12 protein-coding genes, 1 other RNA gene and 2 pseudogenes are annotated in these 14,164 nt (G+C 70.1%); 9 read left to right on the forward strand and 6 right to left on the reverse strand.

What is annotated here, in order from left to right:
• Positions 1-38 precede the first annotated feature (38 nt).
• Positions 39-821, reverse strand: a complete 783-nt coding sequence (yaaA, locus tag IH68_RS0110805) for a peroxide stress protein YaaA (RefSeq protein ID WP_030932159.1) — start codon at positions 819-821, stop codon at positions 39-41.
• 229 nt (positions 822-1,050) lie between these two features.
• Here yaaA and IH68_RS0110810 point away from each other — a divergent pair, with 229 nt between their 5' ends.
• Complete coding sequence (locus IH68_RS0110810) at positions 1,051-2,487, forward strand: RNB domain-containing ribonuclease (RefSeq protein ID WP_030932161.1); 1,437 nt, start codon at positions 1,051-1,053, stop codon at positions 2,485-2,487.
• Here IH68_RS0110810 and IH68_RS0110815 read toward each other — a convergent pair.
• Positions 2,438-2,761, reverse strand: coding sequence for a hypothetical protein (locus IH68_RS0110815; protein ID WP_324607671.1), 324 nt, complete (start codon positions 2,759-2,761; stop codon positions 2,438-2,440). The two genes, IH68_RS0110810 and IH68_RS0110815, sit on opposite strands and share 50 nt — an antisense overlap.
• Positions 2,762-3,039: 278 nt before the next feature.
• On the opposite strand from IH68_RS0110815, the gene IH68_RS0110820 reads away from it, so the two are divergent.
• The 3 genes and pseudogenes from IH68_RS0110820 to IH68_RS57935 all read left to right on the forward strand — a co-directional run.
• Positions 3,040-3,459, forward strand: coding sequence for a DUF4260 family protein (locus IH68_RS0110820; RefSeq protein WP_030932165.1), 420 nt, complete (start codon positions 3,040-3,042; stop codon positions 3,457-3,459).
• Positions 3,452-3,976, forward strand: coding sequence for a TetR/AcrR family transcriptional regulator (locus IH68_RS0110825; RefSeq protein WP_030932168.1), 525 nt, complete (start codon positions 3,452-3,454; stop codon positions 3,974-3,976). Before IH68_RS0110820 ends, IH68_RS0110825 begins: the two co-directional genes overlap by 8 nt.
• Positions 3,977-3,996: 20 nt before the next feature.
• Positions 3,997-4,182, forward strand: a pseudogene (locus IH68_RS57935) (AraC family transcriptional regulator); the annotation flags it as partial.
• Positions 4,183-4,213: 31 nt separating this feature from the next.
• Here IH68_RS57935 and IH68_RS0110830 read toward each other — a convergent pair.
• Complete coding sequence (locus tag IH68_RS0110830) at positions 4,214-5,794, reverse strand: FAD-dependent monooxygenase (RefSeq protein WP_030932171.1); 1,581 nt, start codon at positions 5,792-5,794, stop codon at positions 4,214-4,216.
• 47 nt (positions 5,795-5,841) lie between these two features.
• On the opposite strand from IH68_RS0110830, the gene IH68_RS0110835 reads away from it, so the two are divergent.
• The 4 genes and pseudogenes from IH68_RS0110835 (at position 5,842) to rnpB (ending at position 8,735) form a co-directional block, all read left to right on the forward strand.
• Positions 5,842-6,489, forward strand: coding sequence for a TetR/AcrR family transcriptional regulator (locus IH68_RS0110835; protein WP_030932173.1), 648 nt, complete (start codon positions 5,842-5,844; stop codon positions 6,487-6,489).
• A gap of 96 nt (positions 6,490-6,585) precedes the next feature.
• Positions 6,586-7,407 (forward strand): AraC family transcriptional regulator, encoded by an 822-nt coding sequence (locus IH68_RS0110840; RefSeq protein WP_030932176.1) that lies wholly within the window; start codon positions 6,586-6,588, stop codon positions 7,405-7,407.
• A gap of 85 nt (positions 7,408-7,492) precedes the next feature.
• Positions 7,493-8,212 (forward strand): annotated as a pseudogene (locus IH68_RS59740) (DMT family transporter); the annotation flags it as partial.
• A gap of 118 nt (positions 8,213-8,330) precedes the next feature.
• An RNA gene (gene rnpB / locus IH68_RS51730) (RNase P RNA component class A) lies at positions 8,331-8,735 on the forward strand.
• A 140-nt stretch (positions 8,736-8,875) separates the two neighbouring features.
• On the opposite strand, the gene IH68_RS0110850 is transcribed toward rnpB, so the two are convergent.
• The 3 genes from IH68_RS0110850 to IH68_RS0110860 all read right to left on the reverse strand — a co-directional run bounded on the left by IH68_RS0110850 (position 8,876) and on the right by IH68_RS0110860 (position 11,600).
• The gene (locus tag IH68_RS0110850) at positions 8,876-9,535 is read right to left on the reverse strand and encodes a hypothetical protein (RefSeq protein WP_159403665.1); all 660 of its coding nucleotides are present in this window, start codon (positions 9,533-9,535) and stop codon (positions 8,876-8,878) included.
• A gap of 17 nt (positions 9,536-9,552) precedes the next feature.
• A complete protein-coding gene (locus tag IH68_RS0110855) occupies positions 9,553-10,113 on the reverse strand; it encodes a hypothetical protein (protein ID WP_030932185.1) in 561 nt (186 codons plus the stop codon).
• Between the two features lie 86 nt (positions 10,114-10,199).
• Positions 10,200-11,600: an MGMT family protein gene (locus IH68_RS0110860; protein WP_030932188.1), complete on the reverse strand. Its 1,401-nt coding sequence runs from the start codon at positions 11,598-11,600 to the stop codon at positions 10,200-10,202.
• A gap of 429 nt (positions 11,601-12,029) precedes the next feature.
• On the opposite strand from IH68_RS0110860, the gene IH68_RS0110865 reads away from it, so the two are divergent.
• Complete coding sequence (locus IH68_RS0110865) at positions 12,030-14,132, forward strand: hypothetical protein (RefSeq protein WP_030932190.1); 2,103 nt, start codon at positions 12,030-12,032, stop codon at positions 14,130-14,132.
• The last annotated feature ends 32 nt before the right edge of the window (positions 14,133-14,164 follow it).

The following is a 14,164-nucleotide window of genomic DNA, read 5'->3' on the forward strand; positions in this document are numbered from 1 at the left end:
AACGCCAGGTGAGGTGGGTCAGTGGATGCTGGCGTGGGTCAGTGGATCTCGTCCACCAACACGTCCAGCATCCACGCCTTCCCGGCCCCCGTCGGAGGCTCTACCTCCACCACGTAACCGAGCTCGCGCAGCGCATCCACCAGCTCCGCCGGACCCTTGGGTGCCGCGCCGGCCGCCAGCAGACTCCGTACGATCCGCCCCTTCGTCGCCTTGTTGAAGTGGCTGACCACCTTGCGGGTGGGAGCGTGCAGCACCCGCACGCTCGCCGTCCGCCCGGCGACCTCGCCCTTCGGCTTCCATGCGGCCGCGTACGCGGAGGACCGCAGGTCCAGCACCAGCCCGTCCCCGGCGGCCTCGGGCAGGACGGCCGCCATCGGCGTCCGCCAGTACGCGCCCAGCGCCCCGATCCCGGGCAGCTTCACACCCATCGAGCACCGATAGGAGGGAATGCGGTCGTTGATGCGCACTGCCCCCCACAACCCGGAGAAGACGAGCAGGGAGCGGGTGGCACGTTTCTTGGCGGCGGCGTCCAGTGACGCCAGGTCGAGGGCGTCGTACAGCACACCCGTGTAGATCTCCCCGGCGGGCCGTGCCCCGGCCGTCAGCAGCTCGGCGTTCTTCGCGACCTCGCCCCGCAGCCCCTTACTCAGCCCGAGCACCTCCCGCGCCTTCTCTTCATCCCCGGCGCACAGCTCGACCAGTTCGCCGAGTACGGCCTCACGGGCCGGGGTGAGCCCCCGCAGAGACAGCGACTCCGTCTTCAGCGGGGCGCCGCGGCCGGAGGACGCCTTGCCTTCGGAGGGAGGCAGCAGGACAAGCACGGAAGATCTCCTTCTGTTTGAGCTCCCGGACAGCGTACGGGCCCCGCTGTGCTGCGAGCCTGGGCCTGAGCCCCGGTCGGGCGCGCGTCGTCTGGCACGCACGCTCGCCGCGTTGCCGAACCGCCCACGTGGCTCCGCCACGAGGACGCTCCGGCGCCGTGCGATCGCACGCACCAGACGACGCGCGCTGATCCGACCGGGACTCAGGCCCAGGCTCTACCCTCGTTGTATGCCCCGCCGCCACATCCGCGTGACCGGCGCCCCCGAAGCCCCTCTCCGGGCCGCCCTCACCGCACTGCGCACCGAACTCGGCGTCCCCGAGAGTTTCGCGCCCGAGGTGCTCGCCGAGGCCGAGCAGGCCGCCAAGGCCCCCGCCCTTCCGTCGTACGACGCCACGGACATCCCCCTCTTCACCATCGACCCGCCCGCCGCCACCGACCTCGACCAGGCGATGCACATGTCCCGGCAGGGCACCGGCTACCGGGTGCGGTACGCCATCGCGGACGTGGCCGCCTTCGTCGTACCCGGGGCGGCACTGGACGCGGAGACCCACCGGCGGGTGACCACCCTGTACTTCCCGGACGAGCGGATCCCGCTGCACCCGGCGCTGCTCAGCGAGGGCGCCGCGAGTCTCCTGCCCGGCCAGGACCGGCCGGCCGCCCTCTGGACGATCGTCCTCGACGCGGACGCCCGTACGCTCGCCGTCGACGTCCGCCGCGCCCTCGTCCGCAGCAGGGCCAGGCTCGACTACGCCGCCGTACAGAAACAGACCGACGACAAGACGGCCGAGGAGCCGCTCGCGCTGCTCAAGGAGATCGGGGAGGCGCGGGAGCGGCTGGAGGTGGAACGAGGCGGAATCTCGCTCAACGTCCCCGAGCAGGAGATCATCGAGCGCAACCACACCTACGAACTGACCTACCGCGCCCCACTCCCCGCCGATGGCTGGAACGCCCAGATCTCCCTGCTGACGGGGATGGCGGCGGCAGATCTCATGCTGTCGGCGGGCACCGGCGTCCTGCGCACGCTGCCCGCCGCCCCGGACGGCGCCGTCGGCCGCCTCCGCCGCACCGCGCACGCCCTGCACATCGACTGGCCGCACCACGTCTCGTACGCCCAGCTCATCCGCTCCCTCGACCCGCGCCGCCCGCACCACGCGGCCTTCCTCCAGGAGTGCACGACCCTGCTGCGCGGCGCCGGCTACACGGTCTTCCGGGACGGCGCCCTTCCGCCCATCACCACGCACGCCGCCGTGGCCGCCCCGTACGCCCACTGCACGGCGCCGCTCAGGCGACTGGCCGACCGGTACGCGTCCGAGCTCTGCCTGGCGGCCGCGGCGGACGAGGCGCCGCCCGACTGGGTACTGGCCGCCCTGGACGCGCTGCCGCACCAGATGGCCGACGGCAGCCGCCGCGCGGGCACGGTCGAGCGCGAATGCGTCGACATTGTGGAGGCGGCGCTGCTGGCGGGCCGGGTGGGCGAGGTGTTCGACGGATGCGTGGTGGAGGTCGAGGAGCACCAACCCACCGTCGGAACCGTCCAGTTGGAGTCCCCGGCGATCATCGGTCGGATTGAGGGCGGTGGGCAGTTGCCCCTGGGGGAGCGGCTCCGGGTACGCCTCACCCAGGCCGATCCGGCATCGGCAAAGGTCCGCTTCGAGCCTGCGTGAGGGTCCGTATCTCGCGTACGAGGATGTCGGCGTCGTCGGCGTGGAAGCGGACGAGGTGGATGTCACGCCGTCGGCCGAGGAAGGTGAAGTGGGCGACGGACTCGGTGAGTTCGAGGGTGACGGTGGTCTGTGCGCCCACGAGGATGTCGAGTTCGCCGTCGGCGCGTTGGTGGATGGTGCGCAGCTCGCGGCGGACGGTCGCGATGCGGTCGAGCGGTATGCGCAGATCGACGTGCACGGCGCGGCGGATGCGCAGCAGGTCGGGGCCGAGCACGTGCGGCCGTACGACGGGAGCCGCGTGCAGCCAGCCGCTCGGGGTCCGGCAGCAGGCCCTGATGGGTGCGAGTGCAGCACGGTTCGCGTGGTGACGCCGACGGCCGCGGCGAGTTCTCCGATCCGCATGGGACCAGTACAGAGGCTGACGTCGCGGCAGGGTCAAGCGGCGACCGGCCGTCGTACGTCTGCCCCCCTTGACGGCTAACGCCGTTAGCCGTACCGTCACGGATATCAGGCTAACGGTGTTAGCCACTCGCTCCCCGTCTGGAGGCAGCCATGACCACGGTCACGACCACGAACACCACGCACCGCTCGGTCCTCCCCCTCGCCCGACGGGCCGCCTGGCTCGCGAACGCCCTGTTCTGGTCCGCCTTCGCGGTGCTGGAAGCCGTCAACCACGGCTGGCTCGCCGGCACCCTCGCCCTCGCCTTCTTCGTCCTGCCGGACCTGACCTTCCTGGTCGCCCTGGACGAGGCGCCCAGGATGGCGAAGGGGCAGCTGGCCCCGCGCGCGGTGCCGTATTACAACGCGATGCACCGAGCCCTGGTCCCGCTGGCGCTGCTCGTGGCGTACGCAATCGGGCCGGTCACCTGGGCCCCCGCCTTCGCGGCCCTGTGCGGCTGGCTCGCCCACATCTCGTACGATCGCGCCTTCGGCTACGGACTGCGCACCAAGGAGGGCTTCCAGCGTGGCTGACCGCCTCACCCCCCGTGCCCGCGAGATCGCGACGGAAGCCAGGATCCTCCTGGAGGAGTCCGGGCCGGCCGCACTCACCCTGCGGGCCCTCGCCGACCGTCTCGGGATCAAGGCCCCGTCCCTCTACAAGCACTTCCCCGACAAGCACGCCGTGGAGGTCGAGCTGATCGCGCAGATGCTGGAGGAGTCGGCGGCGGCCATGGAGTCAGCGGAGGAGCACGAGCCTGGCTCACTCTCCGCACTGGCGGAGGCATACCGCACGTATGCGCTCGCCCACCCCCACCTATACTGCCTCGCCACCGAACGCCCCCTGCCCCGCGCCGCCCTCCCCGCCGGCCTGGAGGACCGGGCGGCGATGCCGCTGATGCGGGCCTGCGGCGGCGACCTGGACACGGCACGGTCCGTCTGGGCGTTCGCCCACGGGATGGTGATCCTGGAGATCCACGGCAGGTTTCCGGACGACGCGGATCTGGCCGCGGCGTGGAAACGGGGCCTGAAGGCGTTTCAGCCTCAGTGAGGTGCACGGGGTTGCGGAGCATGGCCGAACAAGCACTGCGGACCAGGGCACGGCCGGCCGCTGCGGACGGCCCCTCGACCTGCTGACCGCCCGCTTCCGGCAGCACGTCTACGCCCCGTACGCGCACCCCGTGCAACACCATCGGCGTCTGCGTCGGCGATTCCGAGGCCATCGACTACCGCGGCGGCCACATCCGCACCGGTCCGCCTCGGTCAGCCGCCCGATTTCACGGCAGGGTCAGGCACCGACGGCGGCACCGAACCAGAGTTCCAGTGCCCGGTCGAGCGCCTCCCCGCCTTCGTCGTCCTCGTCCGCCGCCCAGGCGACGAACCCGTCCGGGCGTACCAGCAGCCCCGCGAGCCCCGGCCGGTCGGCGCAGGTGACGGTGCGGACGTCCACCCGTTCGCCGTATCCCTCCGCACGGGCGCGGAGCTTGGGGTCGTCGGTGAGGTCCAGCAGTAGCGCGCGCCCGGTGTGCAGATGGTCGGCGAGGCGGCTGCCGTCGGAGAGTTCCAGGTCGGGGGCGCTGCGGCCGACGAGCGGATGGTCGCCGGGCAGGTCGTAGCGCTGCCAGACACCGGAGATCTTCTTGGCGAAGAAGGTGGTGCCGGTGACCGTCCGCGACAGCTCGGTGATCACCCCGCGCAGGGCGCGCGCATGCGACTCGGGCCGCATCAGGGCGATCTGGGCCCGCGTCCAGTCGAGCACCCAGGCGCCGATCGGATGCCGTTCGGCGGTGTACGAGTCGAGCAGCCCCTCGGGCGCCCGCCCGCGCACCACGGCCGCGAGTTTCCAGCCGAGGTTCATCGCGTCCCCGATGCCGAGGTTCAGCCCCTGCCCGCCGAACGGCGAGTGCACGTGCGCCGCATCGCCCGCCAGCAGCACCCGGCCCTTGCGATAGCTGCTCGCCTGACGGCAGTTGTCGGTGAACCGGGTCGCCGAGTGCACGTCCGTCACCGTGACCTCCACCCCGGTCACCCGGCGCAGGCTGCCCTCCAACTCCCGGGCGGTGATGGGCGCTTCACGGTCGGCCGGGGGCCCGTCGAACTCGACGGTGAGGATCCGCCCCGGCATCGGCCCGTGCACATACGTCCCCACGTCCGTCGTGTTCCAGCCAGTCTTCAGCCCCTCGGCGCCGGTCATCTCGACGAGGGCCTGATATCCGGTGATCTCCGGGTCCGTCCCCGGGAAGTCGAACCCGGCGAGCTTGCGCACCCGGCTGCGCCCGCCGTCGCAGCCGACGAGCCAGCGGGCGCGGATCTCCTCCGTCGCGCCCGTCGCGGCATCGGCTACGTCGACGACCACCTGGTCGTCGTACATCTCGAACCCGGTCAGCTCGACCCCCCGACGCACCTCCACCCCTAGCTCCTCCGCACGCCCGGCGAGGATCCGCTCCAGCGTGGCCTGCGGGACAAAGCCGACCCGCTCGGCGGGACCCGATCCGCCGAAGTCGGGGTCGGACTCGTCCAGCAACTCTCCGTGCAGCCAGATGCCGGCGAAGTGCCCGGCGAACCTGGGCGGCGGCGGTGCGTCCTCGTCCTCGCCCCGCGCCTGGCGGAACTTCCGGAAGCCCTTCATCGCCTCCTCCTGCACCGCGGCCAGCGCGGGCAGTAACCCCCGGCGGTACAGCGCCTCGGCGGAGGGCAGGTTGATCGCCCCCGCCTTGACCGTCTCGTCCACCTCGGCCAGCCGCTCCACGACGAGCACCCGCGCCCCGCCCAGCTGCAGCTCACAGCCGAGCAGCAGGCCGACGGGTCCGGCGCCCGCCACCACGACGTCGTAGGCCGTGGTGGATTCCTTCACCTCAGTTGTCACCATGAGCTGGAGTGTAGTCACTAAAACTTTTTGCTCGCTATAATTTCCGCATGCCAGGTGAAGACGAGCACACGGGTGCGGATGCGGGTTCGGGTGCGGAACTGCCGCTGCGCGAGCGCAAGAAGAGGGAGACCCGGCAGCGGATCTCCGACATCGCGACGGGACTGTTCAAGGAGCGCGGCTTCGACGCGGTGACCGTGGCGGAGGTCGCCAGGGCCGCGAACGTGTCCGCCATGACCGTCTTCAACTACTTTCCGCGCAAGGAGGACCTCTACCTCGACCGCATCCCCGAGGCCGCGGCGACCTTCGCCGGCGCCGTCCGCGAGCGCCGCCCCGGCGAGACCCCGCTGGCCGCCCTGCGCCGCCTGGCACTCGAACTCCTCGACCAGAGCCACCCCTTGGCCGGGGTGAACGACCGCTTCCCGTCCTTCTGGCGGGTCGTCATGGACTCGCCCAGCCTGCGGGCCCGCGCCCGCGAAGGCCTGGAGGAGGTGGAGACGGCCCTGACCGAGGCACTCACGGAGGCGAACGTCGCCGACCCCCACCTACTCGCGGCCCTGACCGTCGCCGCCTACCGCTCGGTCTACGTCACCACCGCACGCCGCCTGCTCGCCGGGGAGCCGGCGGCCGAGCTGATCGACGACCACCGGGCACGCATCGAGGCGGCCTTCGACGCATTGGAGCGGATGGCCCCGTAGCGGCCGCCCTTCCCTTTTCAACTTTGTCGGCCGGGGCATGGGAAAGGGCCGGAGTTTGTTGCACCCCGTACGACGGTTACGGAACGGGGGCGCACGGTGAGCGAGCAGGCACTGTGGACCCGCGCGCGCCTGGGCCGCTGCGGCCCGCCCCTCGACCTGCTGACGGCCCGCTTCCAGCGGCACGTCTACGCCCCGCACGCACACGCCGAATACACCATCGGCGTCTGCATCGGCGGCTCCGAGGTCATCGACTACCGCGGCGGCCACATCCGCACCGGCGCCGGCTCGATCGTCGTCCTGGACCCCGGCGAGATGCACACCGGCGGCCCCGACACCGCCACCGACGGCTACGCGTACCGCGCCCTGTACGCCGACCCCGCCCTCCTCGCCGACGGCACCCTCGGCGGCCTCCCGCACTTCCGCGAACCCGTGATCGACGACCCCGAGCTGGTCACCGCCCTCCGCCTCGCCCACACCGAACTCAGCGCCTGCCCGGACCCGTTGGAGACGGAGTCCCGCCTCCCGTGGCTGCTGACGGCCCTGGCCCGCCGCCACTCCACGGCCCGCCCGGCGCCGGACGCGGTACCGGGCGCCGACCACATCGCTTTCGTGGTCCGCGACCGCCTGGCCGACGAACTGCTCGCCCCTCCGTCCCTTGCCGACCTCGCACGGGATCTGGATCTGTCCCGCTACCAACTCCTCCGGGCCTTCCGTACGACGATGGGCATACCGCCGTACGCCTGGCTCGCCCAGCACCGGGTCGCCCGCGCCCGCGGACTGCTGGAGACGGGCCTGCGCCCCGCCGAGGTGGCCCCGCTCGTCGGTTTCGCGGACCAGGCGCACCTGACCCGCTGGTTCCGCCGGGTGCTGGGGGTGACCCCGGCGGCGTACCGCAACAGCGTTCAAGACACCAGGTAGTGCCCCGGCCGATTCTGTCTGCATGACTGCACGCGGCTGGTTCCTGTTCTCCCTGATGGGAGTCATCTGGGGCATCCCCTACCTGATGATCAAGGTGGCGGTGGACGCTCCGCTCTCCCCGTCCATGGTGGTGTTCACGCGCTGCGCGCTGGGCGCGCTGTTGTTGCTGCCCTTCGCGATACGACAGGGCGGCTTCGTGAGGACCATCCGCTCCCACTGGCGTCCCATGCTGGCCTTCGCGTGCATAGAGATCGTCGGCCCGTGGTTCACGCTGACGGACGCGGAACGGCACCTGTCGAGCTCCACGGCGGGCCTGCTGATCGCGGGCGTGCCGATCGTGGGCGTGGTGCTGGCCCGCTTCTTCGGCGACACGGAGCGGCTGGGACTACGGCGAGGGGCCGGACTGGCGCTGGGCCTGGCGGGCGTCGGAGTCCTCACGGTCCCGCACCTGACCGGCGGGGACGCCCGCTCCTTGGGGGAGGTGCTGCTGACGGTGCTGGGTTACTCGACGGCACCGCTGATCGCGGCACGCTGGCTGAAGGACGTACCGACACTGCAGCTGACGGCGCCTTGCCTGGCACTGGCGGCGCTGGTGTACGCAACGCCGGCGGCGGTGACCTGGCCGTCAACGGTCCCCTCCGCCTCGGTCCTGTCAGCCCTGATCGGCCTGGGAGTGATCTGCACAGCACTCGCATTCGTGGCCTTCCTGGAACTGATCAAGGAGGTCGGCCCGACCCGCGCGACGGTGTTCACGTACGTCAACCCGGCGATAGCGGTCGCAGCAGGAGCCGTGCTCCTGGACGAGCCCTTCACTGTCGGCATCGCGATCGCTTTCACCTTGATCCTGGCGGGCTCGGTCCTGGCAACGGCGGCCTCCGGTCCGGCGAAGGGCGGACGCCCGGTAGCATGGTCCACACGGCAGACGAGCCGGGCGGACGGCCGCGTGGAGTCCCCTTGAGGGGCTTCCCGAGGAACGTCCGGGCTCCACAGGGCAGGGTGGTGGCTAACGGCCACCCGGGGTGACCCGCGGGACAGTGCCACAGAAAACAAACCGCCGGGGACCTCGGTCCTCGGTAAGGGTGAAACGGCGGTGTAAGAGACCACCAGTGCCCAGGGTGACCTGGGCAGCTAGGTAAACCCCACCCGGAGCAAGGTCAAAAGGAGCGCCGTAAAAAGCGCTCTGCGGAGGCGTTCGAGGGCTGCCCGCCCGAGCCCCCGGGTAGACCGCACGAGGCCGGTGGCAACACCGGTCCTAGATGGATGGCCGTCGCCGGGGGGTTCGCGAGAACCCCTCGGAACAGAACCCGGCGTACAGCCCGACTCGTCTGCCGCCCTGGCTCTTCCTCGGGTGTTCCCGAAGGGGATGTGGGAGCAGGGTGGCTTCAAGATGAACCGTTGAGGGACCCTGGCGGGCGGCCCTCGAATCCGCCAGTCGAGCCGCAGTCGCAGCGCCACTGGGCCAGCGGGTTCAGATCACTGTTGAGGGTGCGTGCTTGCTCAGGTAGCTCTTGAAGGTCTTCCTGATCTCTGCTTGGAGATACCCAGCTTGCGGTGAGTTGGGCACCACATCCGGCTCAAATCCTCTCTTTCGGGCATCGAGGTACCGCACGATGTTCGATGATCTTGTGTTAGCGACGAATAGCTCGTTCTGGGTTCGGATGTCGGCGCGGAGTCCTTCGAAGTTCCGCGCGAGACCGATGCCGAGGTTGGAGATGTAGTACTTGCACTCGACGATGAGGACGCACTGACTGCCTCGCGGCGCGATGCTCTGCACACGGCTCAGGGCGGCTTCCTCGGCCGGCAGTACCAGGACGTCGCACTCGTGAAGGACGCCCGACGCACCCTGCACATAGACACCGAGGTGGACTTCAAGGGCGGGAGCGCCGTCGAACTCGATCACAGCGTGGGTGAAGGGATGGAGCTGGCTGTACAGATGACCGGGCCCTGTTCGGAAGACAAGGCTGCTGGTCTTCGCTCCGTAGACATCCTCGTATGTGACGGTGGCGCCGTGTCGACTCGCAGTAGCGACGATCAGGGAGAAGATAAAGCCCTCGTAGACGTCGGACGGCTTCGAAGCGGAGTCGTACGAGACCGCCCCCGCCGCCAGAAGGCTCTCGATCTCAGCCACCAGCTGATCGACCGTACTCAACTGTGCACCTCCCTTGTTGCTTCGGCCAGCAGCTGACTGACGCGTGCACGTCGCTCGACTGGCATCCGGTCCGCCCGGAACTCTGTCCGGCTACGGCGTGATTGAGCGTTCTCGTCCGGTTCGAACACGACTGCCTCAGCGATACTGCGGCTGCCGGTGTCACCCTCGGGCTCGATCCGGAGCATCTTCAAGGACTCCAGTTCCATCTCGGGCAGTTCGACGAGTACTCGCTTCACCGCGTCCAACAGGAGCTGGACCCGCTCTTCGTCGCTCATGGCTCGTGTGGCGATGACCAGCGTCCCTCTCTTGCGCGATGCCTCGTACTCGACCGAACCGAACTCGCTGCGGTTCACGACCTCGTATCGGGCCGCTGCCGAGGCCGGGCTCGCGGCGTAGGTGTCGTCACCCCGGCGCTGAGGACGGCGACGGAGGATCTTCTCCTCGGGCACTCCTGCCGCGATTGCTGCATCGACGTCGTCGAGCACCCAACTCAAGGCGGAGTCTTGCAGTGCTTCGCGGAGCTGCTGCTCAACGCGGCGCAGTTCGAATTGGTTCATATCCCCTCGTATCAGAAGTCCTCATATGAGGTGGCGAGTCGGTTCGCGGCTGCGCTCTGGCGCTTAGCCGTATGCCCGAGTCGCGGTCAACCGCCAAGCAGACGCCGGATTTCCTCCAGCGGCAGGCGGGCTTCCGGATCGGCGGCTGTGCCGGCGAACTCGACACCCTCGGCCGCGAGAACGTCCGCAGGTGTGTCCGTGCGTGTCGGGTCTGCCCACCGGAAGCCCGCGCTGACCCGTCCTGCCGCGGTAAGGACCCGCCAGGCGTTGGGGCACTGGTCGCAGCTCGCCAGGTGGGTGCCGACCGGAACGGCATGGCTGTCTATGACGGTCGCCACGTCGCCGTAGGTCGTCCACCGCCCGGCCGGGATGGCGCCCAGCAGGGTATGGAGGCTTGTCCAGTTCTTGCGGGCGCCGTTGAGCCGCCTGGCCAGGTCCGCGAGACTAGCCCCTGCCAGCGCCGCCCATTCATCGGGGTCGACAGTGTCCGGTACTTTGCCGGTGTCGACGTCCCACCAGGTGGTGCCCTGTATCCCGTCGGGTGTCCGGCCGGTCACGCTCTTGAAGATGTGGTTCGCCAGTCCGGTGGGCGTGTACGGCTTGCCGTCGGCTTCCCAGGTCAGGGGCTTGGCGGGGTTGTTGTTCCAAACAGCGGTCGCGCGGCTGCCGTCTTCGCCCACCCAGACAAGGATGGCCTCGCGGATGGACTGTGGAGCGCCGTGCCTCGGCGTCAACCGCAGTCTGGCCCCGTCCGGCAGCAGGCCGGCGCCTACGAGGATGTGCGCCGCGTTGCGTGCCCGGGAGCGCTCCTCCAGCTTCTGGGCTGCGGCCTTGGCCTCGACACGGGCCGGAGCCAGGGTGAACTCCTCCACTTCGGGCGTCGGATACACCTTGGTGAAGCCGACGACGATGTGGCCTTCCACCTTCCACACGCCCACCTGGACGAGGTCGATGTCCAGGTTCATCTCCGACAACCACACCACGGTGTGAGTCACCTGCTTGGGGAAGCCGGCGGCGATGATCACCTGTCGCGGGCGCTGGAGCAGCTCCGGACTCCAGTCTCCGTCCACATGGTCGAGGAGACGCTGCCTGCACACGTCGAGTTCGACCGCTTGCCCCCTGCTGATCATGGAGTCGCGGTGCGCCTGCGCCAGGGTGTCCAGGTCGAACCGGGACACCAGGGCCGCGTAGGTGATCGCCTGCAGATGTACGTCCCGGTCGGCCGTTCCCCGCTTCAGTTCGACCACCACGAGCCGCCCGGTGGCGTCCAACCCCAGGACGTCCAGCCGGTCCCGTGCCGGTACTCCGTCCGTATCGGCCCACCGGTCGAACTCCGCGGTGATCACGAGCACCGACTCGCCCAGGATCTGAGGGTTGTCGATCACCCACTCCTGCAGGTGCTGCCGTTCGAGGAGCCCTTCCGCGGCCAGCCCGGTCGGTGAGATCGGTGTCGCCGACCGTCCAGCAACGGCGAAGAGATGATCCACGCTTCCCCCTCGTCTGCCTGGCAGTGCCCCCACCGGGCGTCCAGAGCCTATGGGCAGGTCGTCTTCACGAACAGTCCGTTCCGCCCGATTCCAAACGGCTCCCGGGCGTGTCGCCTCGATGGCGTTCGGCGCGGGCTCAGGGCCTGCCTCTGATCCTTGAGGAGAGGCACCGTCGATCGTAAATTCAGATCTGATAACCCCTGTTATCGAGGTTGACGCCTCACTGTCAGCGAGATGCCCGTATCGTTCTGTGGAGCCGGAGAGGTGAAGCCTCTGGGATGGCCATGAGGGGCAATCGGCCCGGAGCTCGCGGCCGGAACAGCTGATGCAACGGTAGTCAAAGGGGAGGGAGTACGTGCTGTGGTGACCGAACTGCCGGATGTCGCGTTGCGCTCCTGGGCCTCTCCTAGGGCACCCCTACTCGTCTCGATGTCCGAGATCGCTGCTTTTGCGCGAGTGAAGCGCCCTGTCGTCTCTACCTGGCGCCGGCGCTACCCGGACTTTCCCGCCGCCGTGTCCGAGAACGCGGGCAGGCCGCAGTTCGACGGCGCGGAGGTGGCCGAGTGGCTGATCGCGTCCGGTCTGGGCAACGCCGAGGCGTCCGAACTGCGCTCCGAGCTGGCCCTGTTCGGCATCGTGGCCCTGCGGGCTCGGTTCACCCCATGGCAGTTGGTCGAGACGCTCGGCAGCCTCCTGTGCCTGCGTCGGCTCGACGGTCAGCCGCTGGACGACAGCTCGGACGTGTCTCAGGCCGACGCCGAAGCGGACGGGGCCCTGTGGTCCACGGTGCTGCGCCGTGCCCGACGGATCGACATGGAGGATGAGTTCGTCCTTCGTGAACTGCGCTCCGTCGACGCCGGCGCGGCCCCGCTTGCCCGCCTCGCCGAGAACCTGGTCGAGGCTGCCTACGACGAACGTGGCGCGTACGAGTGGCTGCTCGCCTCCCGCGCCCGGCTGGGCCTGGACTCCCTCACCGCGGACGCGGTCGCCCCCGAGCTGAGGAGTCTGCTCACCCAGCTCACCGACCTCCCCATCCGCCTTGAGCAAGGAAAGTCCCTCACCCTCGCCGACCCACACGCCCGCGTCGGCGACCTGCTCGTCGCGCTCCTCGACGATACGGAGGACCGCGACCGCGTTACCGTCCTCGCCGCCGACCCCGACGACCGGCTCACCCGCATCACCCGCCGGCGCCTCCTGCTGGCGGGCGTCGGCGAACTTGACCTGGACGTGCAGACCGGTACCGACCTTGAGGAACGCTTCGCGGACCCGGACCTCGTCGTCACCCAGCTCCCGTACCGCCCCGGCGAGGACCGCTCGGTGCTCGGCGCCCTGACAGAGCTCGAACGCGTCGCCTATCTCCTCCGCCCCGGCTGCACTGCCCTCGTCCTCGGCCCCGCCGACGCGCTCGTCGACGAACTGAAGAGCACCGAGGCCGCTCAGCTCCGGTCGGCCCTCCTGCGCGAGAACATCGTCGAGTCGGTCATCGCGCTACCCGGCGGGGTGCTGCCCTTCCGCCCCGGTTACCGTCCCGCGCTGTGGACGCTCACGCGCGGCCCCGTTCCAGCGGCGGAGGGCAAGGTCTTACTGGCCGACATCAGCTCCGAACAGCTCACCCCGGGTGTGCGTATGCGGCTCGCCGAGGACGTCCTCCTCTGGCGGACAGAAGGCTTCCGAGGACTCGACGGTCACGACCCGCGCTACGGCCGTGTGGTCCCCGTCAGCGACCTGGACCGGGCCTTCGGCGGTCCGCTGACCCCGCCCGCGCCGCCGGCCTCCGCGATCTGGTCCGACAAGGTCACCGAACGTCCCGCCCTGATCGCCGAGGCCGAGGCCCGCTTGGAGCGCGCGACGGCGGACATGCGCGCGTATGAGGACGAGCGGGGCCCTTACCGAGGGGCCGTACTGCGCAGGGTCGGCCGCCTTCCCGAACGCATCACACTCGGCAAGCTGATCACCGCACACAGGGTGACCCGGCTCCCCGGCCACCGCATCGACGACGAGCACGTCACCCCCGACGGCCACCACACTGTGCTGGGCCCCGAGGAGATCACCGGCGAACGACCCGTGGGCGGGCGCCGCATCGACCGCCTGCTGCTGGCGACGGCGTACGAACGGGCGGCGCTGACCGAGCCCGGTGACGTCGTCTACACCCTCGCGCCCCGCCTCGGCGTGTACGTCGACCACGACGGCTTCTCGGTCGTTGCGTTCCCGGCCCGCGTCCTCCGCGTCAACGCTGACGCCGCCCGCCCGCTCACCCCCCGGGTCCTGGCGGCCCTGCTCGGCGCAGCCCGCGGCACCGCCCGAAGCCCCGGCGCCGTACGCCCGGCCCGCCGTATCGAGGACTACCAGCTCCCGGACCTCGACCCGGACGAGGTACTGCGCTTCGACGCCCTGCTGGCCGAGACCGAACGCAGGGAACGGCTGCTGCGCGCCCAGGCCGACGCCCTCGCCGAGGCCCGACGCCTGACGATCGAGGGCCTGGCCGATGGCACCCTGACCATCGGCGAACCCAGAACGACCAACCGCAAGTAACCCATCCACCGACACCGTCTGGAAGAAGGAAC

It is taken from the genome of Streptomyces sp. NRRL S-646 (assembly GCF_000720765.1).
Lineage (GTDB): Bacteria > Actinomycetota > Actinomycetes > Streptomycetales > Streptomycetaceae > Streptomyces.

Bases quoted from the DNA above. Each gene is read 5' to 3' on its own strand.
- IH68_RS0110810 (WP_030932161.1), top strand. From the start codon at position 1,051: ATGCCCCGCCGCCACATCCGCGTGACCGGCGCCCCCGAAGCCCCTCTC.
- IH68_RS0110820 (WP_030932165.1), top strand. From the start codon at position 3,040: ATGACCACGGTCACGACCACGAACACCACGCACCGCTCGGTCCTCCCC.
- IH68_RS0110830 (WP_030932171.1), bottom strand. From the start codon at position 5,794: ATGGTGACAACTGAGGTGAAGGAATCCACCACGGCCTACGACGTCGTG.
- IH68_RS0110835 (WP_030932173.1), top strand. From the start codon at position 5,842: ATGCCAGGTGAAGACGAGCACACGGGTGCGGATGCGGGTTCGGGTGCG.
- IH68_RS0110855 (WP_030932185.1), bottom strand. From the start codon at position 10,113: ATGAACCAATTCGAACTGCGCCGCGTTGAGCAGCAGCTCCGCGAAGCA.
- IH68_RS0110865 (WP_030932190.1), top strand. From the start codon at position 12,030: ATGTCCGAGATCGCTGCTTTTGCGCGAGTGAAGCGCCCTGTCGTCTCT.